General features: G+C 37.9%; 28 protein-coding genes. 2 read left to right on the top strand and 26 right to left on the bottom strand.

Annotated elements, in window-relative coordinates:
• Nucleotides 1-23: 23 nt before the first annotated feature.
• The 24 genes from A6J84_RS03245 to A6J84_RS03355 form a co-directional block, all read right to left on the bottom strand.
• A complete protein-coding gene (locus A6J84_RS03245) occupies nucleotides 24-785 on the bottom strand; it encodes a hypothetical protein (RefSeq protein WP_095726033.1) in 762 nt (253 codons plus the stop codon).
• Nucleotides 786-949: 164 nt separating this feature from the next.
• Nucleotides 950-1612, bottom strand: coding sequence for a DUF443 family protein (locus A6J84_RS03250; RefSeq protein ID WP_000865033.1), 663 nt, complete (start codon nucleotides 1610-1612; stop codon nucleotides 950-952).
• A 59-nt stretch (nucleotides 1613-1671) separates the two neighbouring features.
• Complete coding sequence (locus A6J84_RS03255; RefSeq protein ID WP_000713811.1) at nucleotides 1672-2343, bottom strand: hypothetical protein; 672 nt, start codon at nucleotides 2341-2343, stop codon at nucleotides 1672-1674.
• Between the two features lie 71 nt (nucleotides 2344-2414).
• A complete protein-coding gene (locus A6J84_RS03260) occupies nucleotides 2415-3386 on the bottom strand; it encodes a DUF6892 domain-containing protein (RefSeq protein ID WP_000481649.1) in 972 nt (323 codons plus the stop codon).
• Between the two features lie 289 nt (nucleotides 3387-3675).
• On the bottom strand, nucleotides 3676-3810 hold the full coding sequence (locus A6J84_RS03265) for an ADP-ribosylglycohydrolase (protein WP_080702748.1): 135 nt from the start codon (nucleotides 3808-3810) through the stop codon (nucleotides 3676-3678).
• Nucleotides 3811-3869: 59 nt separating this feature from the next.
• A complete protein-coding gene (locus A6J84_RS03270) occupies nucleotides 3870-4610 on the bottom strand; it encodes a hypothetical protein (RefSeq protein ID WP_042902290.1) in 741 nt (246 codons plus the stop codon).
• Nucleotides 4611-4708: 98 nt separating this feature from the next.
• Nucleotides 4709-5326, bottom strand: a complete 618-nt coding sequence (locus A6J84_RS03275) for an SAP domain-containing protein (protein ID WP_095726034.1) — start codon at nucleotides 5324-5326, stop codon at nucleotides 4709-4711.
• A 334-nt stretch (nucleotides 5327-5660) separates the two neighbouring features.
• Nucleotides 5661-6071, bottom strand: coding sequence for a hypothetical protein (locus A6J84_RS03280; protein WP_095726035.1), 411 nt, complete (start codon nucleotides 6069-6071; stop codon nucleotides 5661-5663).
• Between the two features lie 75 nt (nucleotides 6072-6146).
• Nucleotides 6147-6275, bottom strand: coding sequence for an ADP-ribosylglycohydrolase (locus A6J84_RS03285; protein WP_080980654.1), 129 nt, complete (start codon nucleotides 6273-6275; stop codon nucleotides 6147-6149).
• An 11-nt stretch (nucleotides 6276-6286) separates the two neighbouring features.
• Nucleotides 6287-7093, bottom strand: a complete 807-nt coding sequence (locus tag A6J84_RS03290) for an alpha/beta fold hydrolase (RefSeq protein WP_049520307.1) — start codon at nucleotides 7091-7093, stop codon at nucleotides 6287-6289.
• Nucleotides 7094-7247: 154 nt separating this feature from the next.
• Entirely contained in the window at nucleotides 7248-7991 is a 744-nt protein-coding gene (locus tag A6J84_RS03295) for a CPBP family intramembrane glutamic endopeptidase (RefSeq protein ID WP_049489667.1), read from the bottom strand.
• Between the two features lie 353 nt (nucleotides 7992-8344).
• Nucleotides 8345-9082: a hypothetical protein gene (locus A6J84_RS03300; RefSeq protein ID WP_049520305.1), complete on the bottom strand. Its 738-nt coding sequence runs from the start codon at nucleotides 9080-9082 to the stop codon at nucleotides 8345-8347.
• Nucleotides 9083-9300: 218 nt separating this feature from the next.
• A complete protein-coding gene (locus A6J84_RS10210) occupies nucleotides 9301-9438 on the bottom strand; it encodes a hypothetical protein (protein WP_227743432.1) in 138 nt (45 codons plus the stop codon).
• Nucleotides 9439-9489: 51 nt separating this feature from the next.
• Nucleotides 9490-9900: a hypothetical protein gene (locus A6J84_RS03305; protein ID WP_227743433.1), complete on the bottom strand. Its 411-nt coding sequence runs from the start codon at nucleotides 9898-9900 to the stop codon at nucleotides 9490-9492.
• Nucleotides 9901-10479: 579 nt separating this feature from the next.
• The gene (gene rlmD / locus A6J84_RS03310; protein ID WP_095726038.1) at nucleotides 10480-11835 is read right to left on the bottom strand and encodes a 23S rRNA (uracil(1939)-C(5))-methyltransferase RlmD; all 1356 of its coding nucleotides are present in this window, start codon (nucleotides 11833-11835) and stop codon (nucleotides 10480-10482) included.
• A gap of 74 nt (nucleotides 11836-11909) precedes the next feature.
• On the bottom strand, nucleotides 11910-12884 hold the full coding sequence (locus tag A6J84_RS03315; RefSeq protein ID WP_095726039.1) for a DUF1002 domain-containing protein: 975 nt from the start codon (nucleotides 12882-12884) through the stop codon (nucleotides 11910-11912).
• An 86-nt stretch (nucleotides 12885-12970) separates the two neighbouring features.
• Nucleotides 12971-13573 carry a lysozyme family protein gene (locus A6J84_RS03320; RefSeq protein WP_095726040.1) on the bottom strand — a complete coding sequence of 201 codons (603 nt, stop codon included), beginning with the start codon at nucleotides 13571-13573 and terminating at the stop codon, nucleotides 12971-12973.
• Entirely contained in the window at nucleotides 13573-14547 is a 975-nt protein-coding gene (locus A6J84_RS03325) for a nucleoid-associated protein (protein ID WP_193756706.1), read from the bottom strand. The genes A6J84_RS03320 and A6J84_RS03325 overlap by 1 nt, the downstream gene beginning before the upstream one ends.
• Nucleotides 14548-14554: 7 nt before the next feature.
• Nucleotides 14555-15811 carry a serine hydroxymethyltransferase gene (gene glyA / locus A6J84_RS03330; RefSeq protein ID WP_095726042.1) on the bottom strand — a complete coding sequence of 419 codons (1257 nt, stop codon included), beginning with the start codon at nucleotides 15809-15811 and terminating at the stop codon, nucleotides 14555-14557.
• 58 nt (nucleotides 15812-15869) lie between these two features.
• Complete coding sequence (locus A6J84_RS03335) at nucleotides 15870-16301, bottom strand: GNAT family N-acetyltransferase (protein ID WP_095726043.1); 432 nt, start codon at nucleotides 16299-16301, stop codon at nucleotides 15870-15872.
• A 1-nt stretch (nucleotide 16302) separates the two neighbouring features.
• Nucleotides 16303-16905 (bottom strand): L-threonylcarbamoyladenylate synthase, encoded by a 603-nt coding sequence (locus tag A6J84_RS03340; RefSeq protein WP_095726044.1) that lies wholly within the window; start codon nucleotides 16903-16905, stop codon nucleotides 16303-16305.
• The gene (prmC, locus tag A6J84_RS03345) at nucleotides 16889-17725 is read right to left on the bottom strand and encodes a peptide chain release factor N(5)-glutamine methyltransferase (RefSeq protein ID WP_095726045.1); all 837 of its coding nucleotides are present in this window, start codon (nucleotides 17723-17725) and stop codon (nucleotides 16889-16891) included. Before prmC ends, A6J84_RS03340 begins: the two co-directional genes overlap by 17 nt.
• Entirely contained in the window at nucleotides 17725-18804 is a 1080-nt protein-coding gene (gene prfA, locus A6J84_RS03350; RefSeq protein WP_001028815.1) for a peptide chain release factor 1, read from the bottom strand. Before prfA ends, prmC begins: the two co-directional genes overlap by 1 nt.
• The gene (locus A6J84_RS03355) at nucleotides 18801-19391 is read right to left on the bottom strand and encodes a thymidine kinase (protein WP_000068123.1); all 591 of its coding nucleotides are present in this window, start codon (nucleotides 19389-19391) and stop codon (nucleotides 18801-18803) included. Before A6J84_RS03355 ends, prfA begins: the two co-directional genes overlap by 4 nt.
• Nucleotides 19392-19513: 122 nt before the next feature.
• Here A6J84_RS03355 and A6J84_RS03360 point away from each other — a divergent pair, with 122 nt between their 5' ends.
• Both A6J84_RS03360 and mnmE read left to right on the top strand, forming a co-directional pair.
• A complete protein-coding gene (locus tag A6J84_RS03360) occupies nucleotides 19514-19696 on the top strand; it encodes a 4-oxalocrotonate tautomerase (protein WP_001117401.1) in 183 nt (60 codons plus the stop codon).
• Between the two features lie 134 nt (nucleotides 19697-19830).
• A complete protein-coding gene (gene mnmE / locus A6J84_RS03370) occupies nucleotides 19831-21204 on the top strand; it encodes a tRNA uridine-5-carboxymethylaminomethyl(34) synthesis GTPase MnmE (RefSeq protein ID WP_095726046.1) in 1374 nt (457 codons plus the stop codon).
• A 46-nt stretch (nucleotides 21205-21250) separates the two neighbouring features.
• Here the strand turns inward: mnmE and dapA are convergent, their stop codons facing one another.
• Together dapA and A6J84_RS03380 are read right to left on the bottom strand one after the other, a co-directional pair.
• A complete protein-coding gene (gene dapA, locus A6J84_RS03375; RefSeq protein WP_084880676.1) occupies nucleotides 21251-22186 on the bottom strand; it encodes a 4-hydroxy-tetrahydrodipicolinate synthase in 936 nt (311 codons plus the stop codon).
• Between the two features lie 56 nt (nucleotides 22187-22242).
• Entirely contained in the window at nucleotides 22243-23319 is a 1077-nt protein-coding gene (locus A6J84_RS03380) for an aspartate-semialdehyde dehydrogenase (protein WP_049484421.1), read from the bottom strand.
• Nucleotides 23320-23347 lie beyond the last annotated feature (28 nt).

Consider the following 23347-nt stretch of genomic DNA (forward strand, 5'->3'; position numbering starts at 1 on the left):
TCCTTTTCTGTACTTATTCATCGCTAATTAATAGATTCACTATTTAAAAATTCTTTAGACTTCTGGACGATATAGAGCTGTTCATCTTCTTGAGCGAGTTTTTTAAACAACTCATTCGCCCTAGTCATATCTCCTTTTAATTTAGAGTTCAAGGCTTGATAGTAAGTGATTTCCAATTGTTGATATTTAAATTCGTTTTCCAATTCTTCAAAATAATCATTGAATTGATGAGCAATTGTTAAATCGTAAAGCGCAATACTAACGCTTTTTGTTTTCTCAGCTAGAGAGGAATCTGATATGGACATTTTGTTTAGCATAAGATCAAGCTGGTCCCTGGTCAGGTTTGGATTTGCAAGAACTGTCGAGCGAACGAGGTAACTCTCAAAGAAATCCCTATATTTCGGCTTCAGTTTTTGATCAGTCATTGCTTCAGAAGCCTCCTTAATGGCAGCATCGAAATCACCAATCATATAGGAATAGCCAACAGATGTTAGTGTCACATCCATTTTTATAATAGCTCTTTTTGCATCTTTCTTCAATTCAATGTATTGCTTCCAAGATGGTAAATCTAAGTCCATATACAGTAACTTAGTACCACTCCTTACATACCCTCTTCTGATTAGTGCAATGAAAAGAAATAAGAGTGCATTTATGAATAAAATACAAAGGGTTTGAATAGTCCTATCTTTCACCATCCAAGCTACAAAAAGAATGAGAAGAACAGCCAAAACAATCACGACTTTTCTATAAAATCCATATTTCTTGCGTATTTCTAAATAATTCATTTTTACTCCTTTTCTAAATTATAAAATGTCATTACGAGAGCAGTTCTGAACCTTAAATGAGTCATTGACTAACAAAATGCTCTCTAATCAGTTCCCTAATTTTTTCTGATAGAATAGCCCAATGTGACCTGCAAAATAGGATCATAAACAGCTTTCATCTTAATTTATAACTTCTCTATTCTATCAAAAATAATCTCTTGCTTTTCGACACTTTCTCGGAGTGGTGACATGCCTAAAATCACTGTAAAAAATCCCAATAATAGAATACTATTAATAACAAGTAAGGCTCCCTCTGTTCCATTAACAGTATATAGATAAAATACAAAACATCCAAGAGTCGGAACAAGGATAAAAGGAAGAAGTTTGTAATGTTTTAATTGACGTTTATTTCCAACTGGTTTAAAGGTTATTTTATAATTTGTAACGTTATTCTCAAGTCTTTTTTGGACGCTATGACGAGCTCTTATGGCAATGAACCAGAAAGCAAGATAAGCTAGGGAAATGAATAGGCCATATAAGCCTATCTTTAAAGGAAGGTTATGACTAATCCCATTGTTTCTAAAAAAATTTGTCACAAGCCGATAGCCAGATCCCCCTATTGCTGTACCAATTGCAATCCCAATTGATTTACTCATAGTTGGAGCTACACTCTCAAAACGCATATCTCTTTTATCTAACTTTTGCATTTTTGCAGTAATTTCATCGGGAAGAGAACCCCAGAAATAGGATTTTGGTCTAACAGTCGTCAAATCTAGAATATACTTTTCTCCCTCTACTTCTACTATTTTGAAAAATACTTTATTCGTTTCTTTAAATTTTACCTTCATAGTCACCTTTAAATCCTTCTCAGAGTTAAAAAACTCTTTTCAATAACATTCCTAAATCGTTAGCCCCGTTTTTTAATAATAGTTAAACCAATTTTGACAGACATCTCTTTCGATGTTAACTGTATTGTGATCCCATAATTTGTTTTATCTGAGTAATTTACCCTGATTTGGCATGTAGTTTCCTCTGGTAGATCATATTTGATTTTCAGTTTCTGAAAGAGTTCAGACTGAGTTTCTGGCTGGTAGATAATTTCACTAAGCTCTGTTGTTCCAGTTCTTAACGTTCTTTTTACATTCAAGGAGTCAAAAACATCTCTTTTGACAACTAAGTTAAGAATTTCTTCATCAAATAAAGGATCTATCGCTGAATCGTAATGCAACTTGCCATTAGAATAACTAACGGGAACCGTTTTTTTATTTTCTCCGATTTGTATTCTATAGTCGCCCTTACCATCTGCCTTGGTAATGTCTAGGTCGATTTCACATCTTTTGACTTCGTCACCATTTTTTATATAGACGCTGCTTTTATAAGCTTCCAGCCCATTAAAATCCTTCTGCTCTTGTTCCAAAAATTTAAACATAGGATCAAACGTTTTTTCAAACTCGTACTGTTCCCTTGTTCTGTTTTTGGGAATGGTTTCACCACCCAAACTACAAGCATTCAATGAAGATGCTGTCATAAGAATAACAAGAACCCCAGTTACCCATAAACACCATTTAAACTTTTTCATATTTTACTTAATCCTTTTTTCGAGTCATAACAGTAAGATTTTTTCAAAAATTTATAAATGTTTAGTTAAACTTACACTAGTTCTACGTCGACTCCAGCTTTAGCAAAAGTTTCCTTAACTTGTTCAAAATTACTTGACATGATTGTCGCTTGTTTTAAATTTGGGAACTGCTTTAATTCAACCAAACTAACCTCATTCAAATCAAAAGTACTATCCTCACCATCCCACTGAGGAATCAGATTCATAAAAATTTCATTACCGCCATCCATATCAATCTCTTTTACAAGACTTGCATACTTCTGTGAAATCTGAAGATTTTTAAAGTATTCTAAGGCAGGCTCTACAAGTTCTGTACTTTCTGTATCAATATCCAACTCGCTAAATTCCTCTGAAAAATCAAAAATATCAAAAGCTGGCTTTAAAATATCTAAATCATACATCAATACTTGGATAATAGCTAGTTTAAAATTCAGATTATCAAAATGAAGATATTTTTCTTGAACAACTTTTGGATTTGATTTTTGACGTTCATGCTTGATTTCTGGATAGTAAGAAATGGTGAGTGGATATCTCATTACATCTGGTCTTCCATTAAAATTGGTTCCATGAGGGGTCCATAAAATAAAATTGAAATCCCCAGTTCTGTGTCTATCATAAAGAAAATAGGGAGGCTTCCCATCAGTGGATACTACGGCTTGACAAGGCATCTTGGGTAATTCTTCTTCTCCAAACATAGGTTTTACAACATCACCATAGTAGAAACTGATTGTAGAAAGTAGATGCTCATCATCAATATAGACCCTGCATTTCTTTAAATGATTCCGGATAGAAGACGAATGTTCAAATACAATACCAGCATTGTCGTAAACGTACTTTATGTATTTACTTTCTTTTTTGACAACCTGATCAGGCTTTCCTAACACGGCCTCAATATCTTTCAAAGATAAAGGAAAAGACAAGCTGGTTCCGTTCATTACCATTGAATTGTCATGAAAATTGATTTCGAGGTTTTTAGGATCTTTCTTTTTAAAAAAATTAAACATTCGATTCTCCTATTTATAATTTGTTTATCTAAATGCATCAAATCTATTTTTCTAACGTTAGAAAATTTACTGTATAAAATAAGGTTTTGCCGTATTTTTCGTCCGTAGGATTAAAAAAGCAGGAAGCCTTCTGAAAATTAATTACTCTTCACTAATAGACTTACCGCCTCAACGTGGCGCGTCCGCGGAACACAAAAGGTTTGGGGAGTTCAAAGCTCCAGTGGAGCTTTGAAGCCTTCTTACCTTAAAATGAAAAGGTGAGAGGATTAATTCCGTTTCACTAACAAGCTTACACACAGCGGTTCGGATTTACCGTATCATCCGTGAAAAAACAATCCTCACGAAATAATGGAAAGTCTTTTGTTTTAATATTGTTCCATTCGTAAACTGAACCTACAATATCTCCAATAATAGCTCCTAGCATGATATTCCTCCTTACAAACTAATGGATAGATTCGTAGTCTCATTCCAACCCAAGCCACTTTAACTGTTTTGCAATAAATCTTGATGGTCAATGGCCCATTGAATCCACTCTGACCACTCCACCGCCAAGTGAATTTGGTGGTCTTTTACAATAGAATTAGGGCATAACGCCGGAAACTCGACACAAGTGATCGCCTCAATTCCCTGTTCTACATTACGGAATTGATGTCTCACTCCTCCAATAATGGTCCCGTCTTTTAGTTTTGCAATTCCGACGATTTGATACGGATACTCTTCATCCCGAGGCGTTTGAATTCCCTCTTCTTCGTTAAACTGAATAAAGAATTGCATTGGGAAAGGAGCATTCCCTGTTTTTTCAATAACCTCTAGTACCTCTTCTCGGGGCACTAAGGCGTAGTGTTCTGGACAAACGGACAAATTGACTTTCAAATTTTCGGGTGTATTTAGAAACGTAACGTGATCAATCACCTTGCCTAATGTTTCTACATCAATTCCTTCTGCATAAATTTTAGTCATGGCCTTTTTTCTTCTTTTTCCAGATAGTGTAGTCGCAATCTTTAGACTGATGTCGCCTAATTTCAGTTGATTCTGAATTTTTGCGACAATCGCATCATATCCTAGCTCCACCTTTTTCTCGATTAACGCTTCACATAATTGTTCCGTTGACGCTTCCCCATCATAAGAAAGTCCCAAGTTTTTATAAACTGAAATTACGTGTTTTCTTTTCCATTTTTCTAACGCTTTAGCATCAAAACTTTTTTCATTCATTAGAATATCCATTTTTCTCACCAACTTTCTTCACGCTTAATCTATCTTTCCTCTATAAACTTTTTAAAGAAAATAGAGGCTATCGCTCCACCCACTAAACTAAGAGTTGCTTATTTACGATACTCCTCTATTTTGTCGCTATGTTCTTTCAGAAGCTGTTTGGAATAAACTTTTTCGTTCTTTGAATTTCTAGCTTCTTTCCAAAGAATAGAAGCTACTTTTAGTTTATCCGAGTAATTACGATTATTTTCGTCTGCACAGAAATCCTTTAAAAATTGATTCCATTGACAAACCGAATGATCATACTTGGCATAGTCTGAATCTCCATAATAAACTTTTAGCATATCTTGGATTGTAAAACTCAAATCATGTTCTTTTTTCACTTTTCTCCAAGCAGTGGCCATATCAGCAGTAAATTTAAAGGAGGAAACACCTGTTAAAGTTGAGAAATATTCTCTAAAGTGTGCATTAAAGGTGAATCCGCACTCAAGTAAGGGCGTATCTAAGGTAAGAACTTCTACTCGCTTCTTTTTCCTTTTTACTGATGATTTTTTAATCAAATTCCCATTGAAGTACTGCTTAATAATATCATTGAGTTCTTGTTTTGTACCTCTATTTTCAAGCCCTAATGATTTACATATCTGTGAAAGTTCATCACGATACCAATAGTATTTATTAAATTCATCAAAGGATATGATTTTATCAAACTCAGGTCTGCTCTCTATCAATATAACACCTCCTTAAAAACAGTTTAGGTTTTCATTTCTAAATAATGGTATTTTTGTTTCTTTATTTTGAGGATTAGCAACGTTTCACTAACAAACTCACACACTCAGCGGTTCGAACTTACTGTATCATCAGTGAGAAACAAAGTCTTTTCCATCTTCTAAAGAATCAAACACGACAAAATCTTTAGAATGATCATTTTGGCACGATTCCAATAGATACATCTTTCATTCTCCCAATATTTGAAAAACTAACCGATATTTTAAGCAACTTACAATCAAATTATCTAGCCTTAATATACGCATTTATCATATAACGAAGATAATTAAGTGTTGTTTATCTAGGGTCGACATCTATAGAAGTTATTTTGTAACCATCATTATTGTATAAAAATTCGAATTGTAGGGTTAAATCTACTAATTCAGAATCGGAGGTCATCTCATATTCAACAACAAAGCCAGTTTGATCATTAAATTCATAAACTTGTAGTTGGGAGTACTCATAATTCGGATGGAAATTACAATCTACACCATATTCATCAATTTTATCAAAATCATTTAAGTGTAATGAATCGTTAATATATTCAAGTAAATCTCTTACATCATCAACTTCCGAACCATCAACACAATCCATAATATCTCTATAATTATTTAAATGAATTGCTCTTAAAATCTTTTTAAGTACTTCAATTACTTTTTCTTCATCTTGGTAGTTTTCTTTGTACTCAAAATCATCGAATATTCCCATGATAATACTTCCTTTTTTGTAATCAACTTTAAATCTTATGAATATTAAAAATGTTTCACTAACAAGCTTACACACTCAGAGGTTCGGACTTACCGTATCATCCGTGAAAAAACAATCCTCACAAAATAAAGGAAAATCCTTCGTTTTGATATTGTTCCATTCGTAAACTGAACCTACAATATCTCCAATAATTGCTCCTAGCATGGTATTCCTCCTTATGGCATATCAGATTCGTTACACATTTCTAATGAGTCACTCTTTAAAAATGGCACCACCAAATCAATCCACTCATAAGGCAGGTAAGCTGATAAATAGCCGTGGTTATAGCCCTTTGCTTCATACAAAATTGTATTTGAATGTAGCTGATGAAATAATTTCGCTGATTCTTTCACACAGTTCAATTCTTTTTCACCATAGATATACAGAACCTGAGCCTTGCTAGCAGAAATCATATCTTTCAGCTTGTAACATCCCATATAGTTTTTGTAAATGGTCACCAATGTTTTGATAGGCGTCCTCGGCAAATCCTCCAAATAATAAGTTTTTATTTCCTCTGGATAAGCGAGTTTAGGATAGAGTTTGTTCATCATGCTTAACTGAAGTTTGCAAGAGATTTTATTGAACATCAGTTTACCAAATAGAGACACTAGAAAGATGCTGATTTTAGCTAACCTTGGTTGAGGAATACAGAGGCTTCCATCTATGATGGCCTTCTCAGCAATTTCACTGTCTAAAGACAAAAGCTCTATGGCAATTTGACCACCAAGTGAAACACCACCGATTGCAAATAATTTCCCACCACAGTTTGCTTTGATATAGTCTAGAATCTCCAAAGCAGAATCTTCAGTAGAAACATAATCAAGTTGATATTCCTCGCCGTGGCCATTCAAAGTGGGTAGAATAATACGGTATTCTTCTGACAAGATTCGTGCTTGACGAAGATAATTCCACCAAGAACTTCCACCACCATGTATCAGTAAAATAGGAGGCAAATTCTTATCACCAAATTCATGGAATTTCATGTTTAAACTCCTTACTGTAGAACTTTCACTAGCTACACCCATGTTTAATCAGCTCGTACAAGCAGTGATGTCTCATCAAATAGAAAAGTCTCTAACATTGATTATCTAGAATGACTACACGTTACTTTCAATAATGGATATCCTGATCTAAATTTTAAAATGTTGTTTCCTTACTAATTCTATTACTCGCCAATATAGTATAAATCAAATAACCAATAAAAATGATAATAAAAATAAGATTAATTTTTAACACAAAATAGAGATTTAACAAATTTGCGAATGCATGAAATAATACACAGTATCCCACAGATTTCGTTTGACGGTAAAGAAGCCCTAAAACAAAACTTAAAAATAATGTATATATAAAAAATAAAATAAAAGGAAATCCTTGATGACTTTCTCCAACTATAAACCATAAAGGCAGATGCCATATTCCCCAAATTGATCCTACAATCAAATTAGATTGCCAATAAGTATATTTTTTGTCAAGTAATGGTTGTAATATTCCTCTCCATCCTAATTCTTCATGTCCACCACCAAAAAAAATTAGTTGTATAAAGAATAATGGCATCAGATAAATTGATACTCCGTTTAATTCTAAGGAAGATACAGAAAATAGTATCAAAATTGCTAACATATGATAAATGAAATAAATACTGCTATTTTCTATCTTATTAAATAAAAAATGTTTAAATTTTATATTATTACTTTTTAAATAAAAGCCACTTGCAATAGCTGGTCCAAGTGCACCAACTATATGTAATATTCTTCCTATAAATGTCTCTAATCCCAAAATATAAGATTGTGTAAATATGGCAAGAAGCCCCCAAGATATATAAGTAATTCCAAATGTAAAACAAAGATAATTTTTTAAATTCCTTTTATCAATTTCTGTCATTTTTTTCTTCCTGATCTTGATTATTTTATGAATAATATTTTTACTGCTTCTTAGTTGCTATCGATTATAACTACCTATATTCTATCATAAAAACACAAAAATGCCTTACAATCAAGGCTTTTGATTATCCCTTTCGTTACAAGGTTTCTAGGCTTTTACCAGCAAAGCTACACACTCAACGTGAAACGAGTGAACACCAAGTATGTCAAGTAGTTACGTTCGTATGTGGGAACATATCTATAAACCTTTTAACGATAGCATAAGGTTATCGTTAAAAAGTATCAGACAGATAAATTTAGATTTGTCATAATCCTAACCATTTTTATTACAACAACTTAGCCAAGTAATAACCATTAATTCGTAGTCTCAGCCACATTTATCAATCCAAGACCATCAAAGTAATCATACAGTTCACTATTATATTTTTTTACAATTTCACTAGCCCTTTTATTCCAAAAACTATATATACGTTGTATTTCATCAATACAACCTTTCTTATCTTTTGATATATATATTTCTAATGGATTATCTGATATTTTGTACCCTGACATACCATGAATTTCTAAAAAAGATTCATATGTAAACTTCTGAAAATACTCATCTGTATTTTTTATAACCCCTGAATATACTTTGTTTAAATACGAATCTAGAGAATCATAGCGATTGAGTTTTGCACTTGTTCTTCCATGACACATAGGAATAACCCAAAAATTAGCTAAACAATGATACTTAGACTGATAGTCAATTAATTCTTTAGGCCACTCTTCTTTTAGACTTCGTTCTTTTTGCGATCTATTACCCAAAATCACATTCGCAAGTGAATTAAATGAATGAATAGTATCTCCCATATAATTCTCATTTTTATATGTCCCATCTTCATTTAAAATTTCTACATTATTCCCCCCTAAAATGTCCTTATATACTATTTTATAGAAACCCACACTAAAATCTGACATGTCTTCATCCGGAGTACTTTTATATAACTGTGGGCTATATATAACATTATCTTTCAAACAAATTTTAGGGACATTTTTATCACATTTGATAGGAGTAAGTAATATTTTATAAACTGTATTTTCTTTTTCTGTCACTTTATTCCCCCATGTAAATTCTTATTATATCTTACATTTTTAATTCTTGTTGACTATATTTTATTATACCATATTTCGTATACTTCATAAATCACAAAAGGCAGAACCAGAGTTCTGCCATAAATAACCATTATTTATCTTACAACTTCAATCTCCACCTTGCTCTAAATCAAATTTTAAGGAATTGAAGTATTCTCTTTCTAATCCTATAGATATGCCTATTCTGTTCGAGTCTCAGCTAAATATATTCCACATTCAGCTAATTCTTCAGGCAAATCATAAACAGTTTTTCCATTACTCTCATAGAGTTCAGAGATTCCTGGTGAGGTCTTAGAAAAAGTTTTCCAAGCTGTCACTAGTTCTTCTACAAATTGAATATTATGAGGTTCAAAAAAGTCATTAAATTTCTATAGTTCTTCACTATAAATTGTCACAACATTATAGCTATCAAGCATAATCTCATCATGACTTTTATGCCCACCAAATCCAAACTTACTTAGTCCATCATTAACAAGCAAATCACCGTATCTAATCAACAGTGCTAGGCATTCCTCTCTTGAACAACCATCAATATAATAAACATCCTTATGGGATTCCTTGATAATATTCTTTGCTATCACTTTTTCTCTATCAATACTGACAGGCAATTCCAAAATAAAGAACAAGGGCTCGTCATGAATCGCAATAAAGTGTTGAAAAACCTCTAATATTTTTTCTGCGTGTACATTCGCCGTAAAATGATGTTCAGTTAACTTTGTAAATGATTCAAATAGATTTTCTACCAAGCTAACTTGGTGACCTTTTACTAAATTCAACATTATGCGTCCTCCAGAGAATTTAAACAATATCCAAATTTATAATCTCATTATACCATTAAAACCCGAAAAAGACTGAAACTTCCCAGTCACAGTCTTTTATCTGAAAGCTAATTCATTCGACTATAAAATGTGATAAGGACTATATTCAACTAATTCAATTAACTTTTTTCAACATGCAATAGTATCTGCTGATTAATGTTATAAAACTTTTGAATAGATAAAATACTTCTTCTTTATGTTTATTAGTTTATGTGTTTGTACGGATGAACGTATTTTATCATAAAAATTTTCATAGTAACAGTTTCAAAAGAAAGCCAAGACAGATCCGACTTTAATTCCATAGAACGATTTCAGATTGAGTTAGTTATCATAAAACAGAGTGGCTACGTTTCTATTCCCACAAACTCCTTGTCAATGGAAACAACACTGTATCCCCTAGGGTTTATGGAAATAGATTGAGAACCTATCAGGTTAGCATATTAAGACACACAACTTGTATTCTCACTCTGATACTTATCCCCTTTATAACAAAAAGCCTTGCAATCAAGGCTTTTGATTATCCCTTTCGTTATAAGGTTTCTAGGCTTTTACCAGCAAAGCTACACACTCAACATGATGCGTCTGCGGAAACAAGTCCACCGGCTGGACTTTCTTCAAGTCATATCCTAATTCTTGGTAGAGTTTGATATCACGCGCCATGGTGGCGACATTACAAGAGATATAGGCAATACGATTAGCTCCTGTTTGAGCGCTTGCCTTGATAAAGCTTTCAGTGAGTCCTTTTCTCGGTGGGTCCACTAATATAACACTTGGTTGAATACCGTCTTTGAGCCAATTCTTCATGGCATTTTCTGCTGTGTCACAGACATAGTGAGCATTTGTAATATTGTTTAATGCAGCATTCTTCTGGCTATTCTCTACTGCTTCTGGAATCACTTCAACACCGTAGACTTCTTTGACATGCTTGGCGACTGATAAACCTATCGTTCCAATTCCTGAGTAGGCGTCAATCACCACATCATCTTCTCTCAACTCTGCAAAGTCAATAGCTGTTTGATAAAGTTTCTCTGCCATTTCAGTATTTACTTGATAAAAAGCTGGTCCAGCGATTTGGTAGTTATTTTCCAACATCTGATCCGTAATATAGCCTTGACCATAAAGAGTCTTCCACTCCTTACCAAAAATCGCATTGGTATTTCGGTCGTTGATATTTTGCATGACAGACACAATCTCTGGGAACTGCTTGATGACTTGTTCAATCAATTGCTCCACTCGGAAAACTTTCGGACGAGTTGTTACTAAAATGACCATGATTTGTCCTGAATAGTGCCCGCGACGCACCACAAGATTCCGAATTAAGCCAGACTGCTCCTTTTCATCATAAGGTTTCAAATCAAAACGACGGAGCAAATCGCGTAGAGCTACTACGACTTGGTCAATAACAGGATCCTGGATAAAGAAATCTTCAAGGGGCATAAGGTCGTGCGAATTCTTACGGAAAAAGCCAGTTTCCAAGACACCATTCACTCGACGAACGGGCACCTGTGCCTTATTTCGATACTTGACTGGATGGTCCATACCAAGCGTTTCCGCAACCTCTACATCAGCAATTCCTGCAATCTTGTAGAGACTGTCTTTGACTTGCTTACTTTTAAACTTGAGCTGCTCTGGATAGGCAAGATGCCCCAAGTCAGCGATTCCTGAACGTAGATAAGCTAGGTCAAGGTCTTGGTTACGATGCGGTGAATGTGTAAGGTATTCTTCAACTTTCCCATAGCCAATCTTTTTATTGACTTTAAGGACTCGCATGAGGATTTTCTCAGTTGGTAGAGCATTTTCTACAAAGAAAACCAAACCTTCTATCTTAGCAACCCCAGCACCTTCATGGGTCAAATCAACAATCTCAACTTCTACAATATCATTTTTCTTTAACATATTTTTCACTTTCTATCGTCCGACAAAAAAAGACGGCAACATTTCTGTTACCATCTATTATATCATGAAATGACCTAAGCACCAAAACTCTTGAAGAAGTTGACAATCGCTTGCCAAAGGGAGCTAAAGAAGTTGCCCCCGTCTTCTAGCGCTTTATTGGCATCAAAGTTGAGGTTGATATTTTTAAAGCTATCTCCAGCTTGGGAAACAATGCTTTGCTTGAGGTCATTTAATGTTTTAGTGAAATCAGCATTGTTCAAAATGTCACTCTTTGAGAGATTGAGGGCAAAATTGATGATGATATTGACCTGGTTTCCTGTTATAACCTGATCGAGTTTATAGTTTTTTAGTGTGTCTTCAACGATTTTGCGGACATCTTCCTCTGTCAGATTTCCTTTGGCTTCTTTTGCCTTTGCAATTCCTGCCTTGATATCTGCCAAAGCGACATTGAGTTTATTGGCATCGTAGCCTGATTTGTCCTTGTTTTCAGCATTAATATCGGATAAGGCTTTTAGCTCCTCTTGGGCCAAGTCTTTATTGGCTTGCGGTACTTTGGCACCATTGGCCTCTAACGAGTAGTAAATCCCTGCTAGGGCGCTTTCTCCTGTAACTGGAATGGGTGCTGCAACTGTGATTTTTGCATGCTCCACTCCCAGCGTCACCGCTGCGTTACGGTACATATCCTGCGTCACCTTGGTGATATTTTCAGGCGTTTCAATCTTGACTTCTAGAGGCGACTTATCACCTAGCTTTTGAATCTTAGCTGATGAATAGAGCTGTAGACTAGCATCATTAGCCACATTCATAATTTTCGAATAGATATCAGGTGTCATAGTTTTGATATCTTTGGTGTCTTTTGATGCGTCATAGCCAAGTTTGCTAAGAGTTTGATTTTTCTGGTCTTCAGATAGAGAAGAACCTAGAACATATTCAGGTTGTACATAGGTTTCATCGATTACTTTTTGAACATCAGTTGCTGCGTGGACGCTCGTCATAGCTGTTGCGGCCCACAATATTGCAGCACTTGTTAGAAAGAATTTCTTTCTCATGGGGTATTCCCTCCTTTACCTTTCTAGGGTAATAAAACAATCTTAAAAAAAGCTTATAGTGAAAAACACCTGGTCAAACCAGATGTTTAGAAGAAATTAAAGAATTTCATAATATAGAGATTAAAGCGAACCTGTCTCGAGTAGTAATAATTTCCACCATTTTCATAGAGTTCGGCTCCGTGAAAGATAGAAATAGGGTTGATATAGGTGTAGGTCTTCCCTGTAGTATTACCAAGGATAGGAGCGACCGTTTCTCGGGAGTAACGCTTGGCTAGTGCCAGAGTATTTTCCTTGCCATTCTGAGCGATAAAGTCGATATAGGCAGGCCCAAAATTATAGGCTTGAACAGCGGTCCAGACATCTACTCCTTTGCTCTGTGCCAAATAGAGGTTATCTGTTAGCGTCTGTATCCCTTGACGAATACTAGAGGCATCGTCATTGATGGTATTGGTAGCGCCACTAGCAGACTCACTAGACTGCATGACATCCCGCTCTTTTCCCTTCGTTTCGGTATAAATCATAGCGAGAACTAACTCTTCATTAGCTGGAGTATCTCTTTCGCTCAAGATTTCTCGAACCATAGGTTGGTAGGTCATGACTTGCTTTACATCCTGACGAATGTGATAGGCTTTGTATCCAGCAAAAAGAAGGACTGCTAGCACTAGCATTCTTCTTATAAATTTAAACATTATTTACTTTGAATATCCTCGATATTTTTGATTAAGATAGAATAGGTTCCATTGTCATTTTGAATAAACTCAACAGACTCGGCGTCTTGGTAAACATTATTTGGAACGATGAGCTCAATTCCATTTGACAAGGAAAGTTTTTGGTTTTCAAATTTCTTGAGCTGACGACTGGCATCAATTTCATCGAACTGGACTGGTTCTGGTACGGCTTCCTTGACTTGGTCGATAAAGCTTAAACGAGCTGTCAGATTATTATCAAAAAGGTCGTTAGCCAATTTCTCAGGAGACAACTCATTGTTTTCTTCAAGATTGTTGAAAATCGCTGATTTGACCTTGGATTGAAATTGAAAATCATCTGTGTTAAAAGATTCAGCAATTCTCTGGGCTGTTTTTTCCAATTCCTTTATGGATTTCTTTGGCGAAATCTTAGGGGCAACAGCTAGCAGATTTTCTGAAAAGTAGTTCAAAAAAGTTCCATTGTACTTGATTCGTTTCTCGATCAGGTGGTACTTGCGACTTTGAAGATTGATCACCAAGGCCTCATCAGCCCCCGTTCCAAATCCAGGCAAGTTATTCTGAGTTAGCTTGATTGGATTATCAACTTCTCCACCGAGGTGGGTCAAGGTCTCACGCAGGGCAATTCGTAAGAAAGCGAAATGCTCTATACCTTCTTTAGAAAACTGAACAAAAACCAAGTCATTGGTCTTGAGATTTTCAGAAATGCTGAACTCCTCTTTCCAGAGATTAGCCAGTGTTACTGATGTCTCCAATAAATCATCTGTGATGTGATTGAAGAAGGGATTTTCTTCTTCGAAAATCCCAGTCTTGGCTTCATCTGAATACACACGTTCGATTTTTTTGCGCAAGTATTCTTCGATTTTTGGAGTGATATTGAGAAATTTATCCGCTAGAAACAGCTCGGTATCATCTGGGCTGAACTGATGGATAATAGCTTTCTTAATATAAATATCCATAAAAGTATTAGTCCTCGTATAGTGGGAAGGCATCTGTCAACACTTTGACTTCACTTCTCGCTTCTTCTAAGACAGCTTCATTTTCTGCATTCTTAAGGGTTTTAATGATGAGTTCAGCCACTTTACGGCATTCTTCTTCACCAAATCCACGTGCAGTGATGGCTGCAGATCCGATACGAATCCCACTTGTCTTGAATGGTGACAAGGTTTCGTAAGGGATTGAGTTTTTATTTAGGGTAATATTAACTTCATCCAGCAAGTTTTGAGCAACTTTTCCGTTTTCTACAACCTTAGTCACATCAACAAGGAAGAGGTGATTTTCAGTACCGCCAGAAATGATACGGAAGTCAGGGTCTTGCAAGAAGACAGCTGCCATAGCCTTGCTGTTTTTGATGACATTAGCAGCATATTCCTTGAAGGCTGGATCTAAAACTTCTTTGAATGACACAGCCTTGGCAGCAATAACATGCTCCAAAGGTCCACCTTGGATACCAGGGAAAATAGCTGAATTGATTTTCTTCGCTAGGTCCTCATCATTTGTCAAAATCAAACCACCACGAGGTCCACGAAGGGTTTTGTGGGTCGTTGTTGTAGTGATATGAGCGTATGGTACTGGGCTTGGGTGAAGTCCAGCTGCAACCAAACCAGCAATATGAGCCATATCGACCATGAGCTTAGCCCCAACAGCATCTGCGATTTCACGGAATTTTGAGAAGTCGATAATTTGAGAATAGGCTGAAGCACCTGCTACGATTAGTTTTGGCTTCATTTCTTGGGCTTGTTTCAAGATGGCATCAAAGTCCAAGAGTTCCGTTTCAGGATCCACGCTATAAGAAACAAAGTTGTAGGTTTGACCAGAGAAGCTAACTGGAGCTCCGTGGGTCAAGTGTCCACCTGCTGCCAGATCCATTCCCATGACCGTATCACCAGGCTCAATCAAGGCCATGTAAGCAGCACAGTTGGCTTGGCTTCCTGAGTGAGGTTGAACATTGGCAAATTTAGCCCCGAAAATTTCTTTCGCGCGTTCAATAGCTAAAGTTTCTACAACGTCTACCACATTTGTTCCACCATAATAACGGCGTCCTGGGTAACCTTCGGCGTATTTATTCGTCAAGATAGACCCTTGAGCTGCCATAACAGCCTTGGAAACCACGTTTTCCGAAGCAATCAACTCAATGTTGTTTTGTTGGCGTTCTTCTTCTTTGGCGATAGCATTCCAGAGATCAGCATCGTATGCTTTAAAATCGTCTTTGTCAAAAATCATAGGTCTTCTCCTTTATAGTGTGACTGGTCCTTTAGTTTTTTTCCAATAAGAAAAGATACTAAAAGATGCGAATAAACCGTTTTTGCACTTTATCACAAGTATAACCAACTTTTTCATAAAATGCATGAGCTCCCAGACGATGATCGGCAGAGTTTAAACGGATAAACTCATAACCCCGTCTTTTTGCTTCGTCTTCCAACCCTTGCAGTAAGCATTTACCGATACCTTGTCCTTGAGCTTGAGGTGATACTGCTAAACCTAAGATATTAAATCCTGCTTTGGAATAGAGGGATTCATAAACTTCAGCATGGACATATCCAAGTAGGACATGGCTGGCTTCATCCTCATAGCCAAGTAGGAAATGATGGGAATCCTGAGACAGTCTAGCTAGTTGACTAGCTGTGTCCTCTGGACTAAAAGAATAACCCAAAGCCTCTTTGTTAATCTCACATATAGCATTCACATCTGTTTCTTGCAAATCTCTTAGCATCTCATTCCTCCTCAAAAGAAATCTCTGGCAACTGTGCAAGAATATCTTCTCGCTTAATGGCTCCTTGGCGTAAGATTTTCACCTTTTCTCCAGACAAATCCAGAATAGTTGAATCGTGTCCTGTTAGAAAAGCATCGTCTTCCAGACCCAAAACCTCTTGGTCAAAATCCTCTAGAATTTGAGCAAAGGTCACTCCACTCGCCTGACCTGAAATATTGGCGGACGGCCCAATCAAAGGACCTGTCTCTCGAATCAAATCAAGTGTAATGGGGTGACTCGGCATCCGAAATCCCACCGTTGCAAGTCCAGAATTGACCCAAAAGGGAACTCTGTCATTGGCTTCGAGGATAATGGTCAAGGGACCTGGTAAAAAGGTCTCTACAAGCTTTTGTAGATAAGTTGGCTGATTCTTTGAAAAGTGCAAGATGTCCTCTAGAGAAGCAACATTAAGATTGAGCGCCTTGTCTCTAGGACGATGTTTGAGTTGATAAACATGGTCGACAGCTTTTTCATCTAAGGCCTTAGCAAAGAGGCCATAAACTGTCTCTGTAGGCAGAACAACAGCTCCGCCCTTTTCCAACTCTTGTCTAATCCTGTCCATCATCAACTACAACCATCCTATCTTGACCAAATTGGTCCTTGAGTGTTCGTACCCGTTTTTCAGGAAGATGTTTCCTAAAAAGCGCAGGAACACTTTGACCTTGCTTGTATCCAATTTCAAGGTAAATCTTACCACCATCTGTGAGATAGTCTTTTGCATCTTCCGCAATTCTGCGGTAAATAGCTAGGCCATCCTCATCTGCAAAGAGAGCTAGATGAGGCTCCGAATGCAAAACATTCAAACCGACCTCTGACTCATCTTCACGAGAGATATAGGGTGGATTGGATACAATTATATCATATTTTTCAGAAATTTCTGCAAAACAATCAGATTTTTTAAAAAATATATTAAGATTTTGATTTCTAGCATTCTCTGATGCAAGCTGCAAAGCCTCTTGGGAAATATCTGCTGCTGTCACTGACCAATCTGGTCTGTTTTTTGCTAATGCGAGAGCCATGGCACCACTTCCAGTCCCGATATCTAGAATATTAAGACTTTCCTCAGGATTTTCTGTGAGGATAAGTTCCACCAACTCTTCTGTTTCTGGACGAGGAATCAAAACTCGCTCATCCACTTTTAACTGCATTCCAAAGAAATCTGCGTGACCAATGATATACTGAGCTGGTTTGTGAACTGCTAACTGCTGGTAAATTTCTTCTACAAATTGTTTTTCTGCCTCTGTTACCTCTTGCTGGAGGGCAAAGACAAAGTCTGTAAAAGAGAGTTTTTTAAGGCTACGATAGACAAAAGAGAGGCTTTCTGCTTCCTCTCCTTGTCTTATCAACTCTTCTTCAAAATCTGAAAAAAATTGAGCTAATTTCATTATTTGTTTAATTCTTCTAATTTTTGTGTTTGGTCATAAAGAACCAAAGCATCCACAACTTCATCCAATTTACCAGACAAGATGGTATCTAGTTTTTGGAGGGTCAAGCCAATACGGTGGTCTGTGACACGGTTTTGTGGGAAGTTATATGTACGAATACGTTCTGAACGGTCACCAGTACCGATAGTAGACTTACGTTCAGCGTCTTGTTCATCCTGGGCAATTTGTGCAAAGTGGTCAGCAACACGCGCACGGATGATTTTCATGGCCTTCTCACGGTTTTTCTGCTGGGTACGTTCTTCCTGCATCTCAACCTTGATATTGGTTGGCAAGTGAACGATACGCACGGCAGTCGCAACCTTATTGACGTTCTGACCACCAGCACCAGATGCGTGGTAGATATCAACACGAAGGTCTTTTGGATCAATATCGTATTCTACTTCTTCGACTTCAGGCATAACAAGAACTGTCGCAGTTGAAGTGTGGACACGACCTTGGCTTTCTGTCACAGGGACACGTTGCACACGGTGGGCACCTGATTCGTACTTAAGCTTAGAATATACAGATTGACCAGAAACCATAGCAACCACTTCCTTGAAACCACCGACACCATTCATAGAAGCTTCCATGACTTCAAAGCGCCAGCCTTGTGCTTCCGCATACTTTTGGTACATGGTTAGAAGGTCTCCAGCGAAAAGTGCTGCTTCATCTCCACCAGCTGCTCCACGGATTTCAAGGATGATGTTCTTATCATCGTTTGGATCCTTTGGAAGCAGCAAGATTTTCAATTTTTCTTCGTATTCTTCTTTTTCAGCCTTGGCATCTTTCAGCTCTTGCTTGGCCATTTCTTCCAAGTCCGCATCTCCACCTGATTCCTTAATCATTTCTTCAGCATCGACGATGTTTTGAAGGACTTGTTTGTACTCACGGTAGGCTGTTACTGTGTCACGAGTGGAAGCTTCTTCTTTGGACAATTCCATGAAACGTTTGGTATCAGATACCACATCAGGGTCACTGAGCAATTCTCCTAATTCTTCATATCGGTCTTCTACAGCTTGTAGTTGATCATAGATGTTCATTTTTCCTCATTCTCCTTATTGATTTCAGGGGCAAAATAATGTTTACGGCAGACTGAGATATAGGTTTCATTGCCACCGATTTGAATTTGTTCACCATCATAGACTGGCACACCATCGTGCGTACGCAACACCATAGTCGCCTTTTTCTTACAGTACTGACAAATGGTCTTGATTTCGTCAATCTTGTCTGCTAAGAGCAAGAGGTATTTGGAACCTTCGAACAATTCATTGCGAAAGTCATTCTTCAAACCAAAAGCCATGACAGGTATGTCTAGCTCGTCCACAACACGAGCTAGGTCGTAAACATGGTGACGCTTGAGAAACTGGGCCTCATCGACCAACACACAGTAAGGTTTTTCAGGTAAGTCTCGGATATAGCCAAAGATATCTGTCGTTTCCTCAATCGCAATGGCTGGGCGTTTCATGCCGATTCGACTCGACACATAGCCAACACCGTCACGCGTATCCAGAGCCGAAGTCATAATCACAACTCCCTTTCCTTGCTCCTCGTAGTTATAGGCCACCTTGAGAATCTCAATCGTCTTACCAGAGTTCATGGTCCCATAACGATAATACAACTGTGCCATGCTTCTATTTCACGTCCATTTCTAAATTTTTGCTACATTCTAGTATATCATAATTTTCTGAAGCTTTAAACGGCAAAATGTGGTAAAATAGAAGAAATCAAAAACTAGTGGAGGAAGCTATTATGCCATTTGTACGCATCGATTTATTTGAAGGTCGCACGCTCGAGCAAAAGAAAGCTCTTGCTAAGGAAGTAACGGAAGCTGTTGTCCGTAACACTGGAGCCCCTCAATCAGCCGTTCATGTCATCATCAACGACATGCCAGAAGGGACTTACTTCCCACAAGGAGAAATGCGCACCAAATAAACCAGCTTAAGCAGTATTGCTTAGGCTTTTTCAATCTCCAAGTAGCATCCATTGAAGAAATAGTCTAATTTTGTTACAATTTGAAGAGATGCTTGGATACCTATCCTAAGAAAAGAAATACAAAAGGAAATAGTATGATTACACGTGAATTTGATACCATTGCTGCTATCTCTACTCCTCTTGGAGAAGGGGCCATTGGTATTGTCCGCTTGAGCGGAACAGATAGTTTTGCCATTGCGCAAAAGATTTTTAAAGGAAAAGACTTGAGCAAGGTTGCAAGCCATACCCTCAACTACGGTCACATTATTGACCCGCAGACAGGGAAGGTCATGGACGAAGTTATGGTTGGAGTTATGAAGTCTCCAAAGACCTTCACTCGTGAGGATATTATCGAGATTAACACTCACGGTGGGATTGCGGTGACCAATGAGATTCTCCAACTAGCTATTCGTGAAGGAGCTCGGTTGGCCGAACCTGGTGAATTTACCAAGCGTGCCTTTCTAAACGGTCGTGTGGACTTAACACAGGCTGAGGCGGTGATGGACATCATCCGTGCCAAGACTGACAAAGCTATGAATATCGCAGTCAAACAATTGGACGGTTCTCTTTCTGATCTTATCAATAATACTCGTCAAGAAATCCTCAATACACTTGCCCAAGTTGAGGTCAATATCGACTATCCTGAGTATGACGATGTTGAGGAAGCCACTACTGCAGTCGTCCGTGAGAAAACTATGGAGTTTGAGCAATTGCTAACCAATCTCCTTAAAACAGCTCGTCGCGGTAAAATCCTTCGTGAGGGAATTTCAACTGCCATCATCGGACGCCCCAACGTTGGTAAATCGAGCCTCCTCAACAATCTCCTTCGTGAAGACAAGGCCATCGTAACGGACATCGCTGGTACTACCCGTGATGTCATCGAAGAATACGTCAACATCAATGGGGTTCCTCTCAAATTGATTGATACAGCCGGTATCCGGGATACAGATGATATCGTGGAACAAATCGGTGTCGAACGTTCTAGAAAAGCCCTCAAGGAAGCTGACTTGGTACTACTAGTACTAAATGCCAGTGAACCACTGACCGCCCAAGATCGCCAACTCTTAGAAATCAGCCAAGATACCAACCGCATTATTCTACTTAATAAAACGGATCTTCCTGAAGCGATTGAAACTTCAGAACTCCCTGAAGATATCATCCGTATTTCAGTTCTTAAAAATCAAAACATTGATAAGATTGAGGATAGAATCAACAACCTCTTCTTTGAAAATGCTGGTTTGGTTGAGCAAGATGCTACTTACTTGTCAAATGCCCGTCATATTTCCTTGATTGAAAAAGCAGTTGAAAGCCTACAAGCTGTTAACCAAGGTCTTGAGCTGGGTATGCCAGTTGATTTGTTGCAAGTTGACTTGACCCGTACTTGGGAAATCCTAGGAGAAATCACTGGAGATGCCGCACCTGATGAACTCATCACCCAACTCTTTAGCCAATTCTGTTTAGGAAAATAAGAAGAATCCATGATCGTTCTTGCAGTCATGGATTTTATTGTCTTCATTAGTAATCTGGTCTAAGGACACCTGTTACGGTTGCCTTAGTTGCTTCGTAGTCACCATCTACGACAACTTTGATAATGCGTTTAGCATCTTCTTCTGGTGCTGGAACTAGAGGTAATCGAGTTGGTCCAGCTTCAAATCCCATATAGTTCAAAACAGCCTTAACCGGAGCAGGACTTGGATAAGAGAAGAGGGCGTTGACCTTAGGAATGAATTTACGTTGAATAGCTGCTGCTTTCTTCATATCGCTTTCTGCAATGGCAGTGAGCATCTCGTGCATCTCATCTCCATTTGTATGGGAGGCAACAGAAATAACCCCATCCGCACCAAGGTTCATGGCATGGAAGGCATCTCCATCTTCACCTGTATAAATCAAGAATTCTTCTGGCTTGTGCTCAATCAAGTAAGCCATATTGGCCAAGCTGGTACATTCTTTAACACCGATGATATTTGGATGGTCAGCCAAACGAAGCAAGGTTTCTGGAGTTAATTCAACAACTACACGCCCTGGAATGTTATAAATGATAATAGGTAAATCTGATGCATCTGCAATAGCTTTAAAGTGCTGATACATGCCTTCTTGAGAAGGTTTGTTGTAGTATGGTACGATCGCAAGTCCAGCAGCGAAGCCACCAAAGTCTGCTACTTCTTTGACAAACTCGATCGAGTCACGCGTATCATTGGTACCTACACCCGCAATCAAAGGAACACGTCCATTAACAATCTTTTGTACAGCCGCAAAGAGTTCCAACTCCTCATCGTGGGTCAAGGTCGGACTCTCAGCAGTTGTTCCAGCTAGGAGAATGCCGTCTGTGTGATGGGCCAATAAATGCTCAATCAAGGCTGGAATGGCATCAAAGTTGATGGAACCATCCTCATGGAAAGGGGTAATAAAGGCTGTGATGATTTTACACTCTTTTAAATCTTGATAAGACATGAGAAACACCTCTCTATTTCAAAGAAGGAGTTCATCTGAACTCCTAAACGATATGACTATTTTAATTCAAATTTCAACTCAGCTGTTGGACGAACCAATCCACGTTCGTGAAGCGTTTCTGCGATCTGAACTGAGTTCCAGGCAGCACCTTTGAGAAGGTTATCTGAAACAACCCACATGTGGATTCCTTTTTCAGCATCCAAGTCTTTACGGATACGACCAACAAAGGTATCACGTGAACCAACTGCATTGATGGCTTGCGGATAGATTTGATGAGCTACATCATCTTCAAGAACTGCACTTGGAAAGGCTGCGATAGCTGCTTTCACTTCTTCGATTGGGGCCACTTCTTTTGTTTCAATGTAAACAGACTCAGAGTGAGCTGACAAGACGGGAATACGCACACATGTTGCAGACACTGCGATGCTGTCATCTTCCATGATTTTCTTCGTTTCCTTGGTCATCTTCATCTCTTCGTAAGTGTAATCATTGTCCGTGAAGACATCGATTTGTGGAAGAGCGTTAAAGGCGATAGGATAGTGTTTCTTGTCACCACCTGAAGGCAAGATTTCTGCATGCAAATCACGAGGATTCACACCGTCATTCAAGACTTCACGAAGTTCACGTTGTGTTTCAAGAATCGCTCCCATACCAGCACCTGAAACCGCTTGGTAAGTTGAAACGATGATACGGTCCAAGCCCCATTTTTGACGAACTGGCTCAAGAGCCACCATCATTTGGATTGTTGAACAGTTAGGGCAGGCAATAATCCCGTTGTGGGCATCAAGTGCATGAGCATTGACCTCTGGAACAACCAAAGGAACATCTGGATTTTGACGGAAATAAGATGTGTTATCTACTACTACCGCTCCAGCTTGAACTGCGTATGGTGCATACTTAGCTGATGTCGAACCACCTGCTGAGAAGAGTGCAATATCAACACCCTCAAAAGCTGTCTCAGTCGTTTCTTCAATCGTAATATCTTGGTCCTTAAATTTCAAAGTCTTGCCTGCTGAACGTGCAGAAGCAAGGTAACGAATTTTATCGATTGGAAGTGTTGATTCTTCCAACATCTTTATCATCTGAGCTCCGACAGCACCTGTCGCGCCGACTACAGCAACTGTATATCCCATAAATAACCTCTTTCGGAATTTTCTAAAA

Source organism: Streptococcus sp. FDAARGOS_256, assembly GCF_002289235.2.
In the GTDB taxonomy this organism is placed as follows: Bacteria; Bacillota; Bacilli; order Lactobacillales; family Streptococcaceae; genus Streptococcus.